The sequence below is a fragment of the Eggerthella sp. 1_3_56FAA genome, assembly GCF_000185625.1.
In the GTDB taxonomy this organism is placed as follows: domain Bacteria; phylum Actinomycetota; class Coriobacteriia; order Coriobacteriales; family Eggerthellaceae; genus Eggerthella; species Eggerthella lenta.
The window spans coordinates 1-835 of sequence record NZ_GL622597.1 but is presented as its reverse complement, the minus strand read 5'-3'; the positions used below and the strand labels follow the sequence as shown (position 1 = coordinate 835).

Sequence of the window (835 nt, the reverse complement as noted above, 5' to 3'; positions counted from 1 at the left end):
TGACGGTGTGCGAGGCCGACGAGCGCGTGGGCCGCTCCATCTTGGCCACGGGAAACGGGCGGTGCAACTTCTCGAACGTCCGTGTCGATGCGGGGCTCTACCGAAACGCCGAATTCGTCGGCGCGGCGCTGGCCCAGCTGCGCGCTCAGGGCGGGCATGCGGACGGATGCGAAGAGCCCGGACGCAAGAAAGCCGTCCGCTCGACGGACGCGGCCCTTCCCGCCGATGCCGTCTGCCCCGATCCGGTGCACGCGTTCTTCGCAGGCTTGGGGCTCGTGTGGCGCGAAGAGGGCGAAGGCCGTCTGTACCCGCTGGCGAACAAGGCTGCCAGCGTGCTGGACGTGCTGCGCGCGGGCGCGCGGGACGCGGGCGCTCGCGAGCTGTGCGGCTGCGAGGCGGTGCGCATCGATCCGCCGTCCCATGCGGGCGATCGCTTTCATGTTCGTTTCGCCGGCGGAGCGGTGCGCCATGCGGAGGCGGTCATCGTGGCCACGGGAGGTCGCACGGCGCGCGGCTTGCTGCCCGAGGGCTTCGAGGCGACGGAGCCGCGCCCGGTGCTGGGGCCGCTGCGCACCGACTCCCGCCTGGTGAAGGCGCTCAACAACATCCGCGTGCGCTGCGCGATCTCGCTCATGTCGCCCGACGGCGATGCCAAGGCGCGCGAGGAGGGCGAGGTGCTGTTCCGCGACTACGGCGTGTCGGGCATCGCGGTGTTCAACCTGTCGAGGTTCGCCGAGGCGGGCGACATGCTGCGCATCGACCTGCTGCCGCGGATGGACGCGCCGATGCTCGAGCAGCTGCTGCTAGAGCGCCGATCGCGCCTGTTCGCGCGCGC

At 71.6% G+C, this 835-nt stretch carries 1 protein-coding gene; it reads left to right on the top strand.

Going from position 1 to position 835, the window contains the following annotated elements; genetic code table 11:
* A partial coding sequence (locus tag HMPREF1023_RS14945; RefSeq protein WP_009307333.1) for an NAD(P)/FAD-dependent oxidoreductase occupies positions 1-835 on the top strand: 835 nt, incomplete at both ends.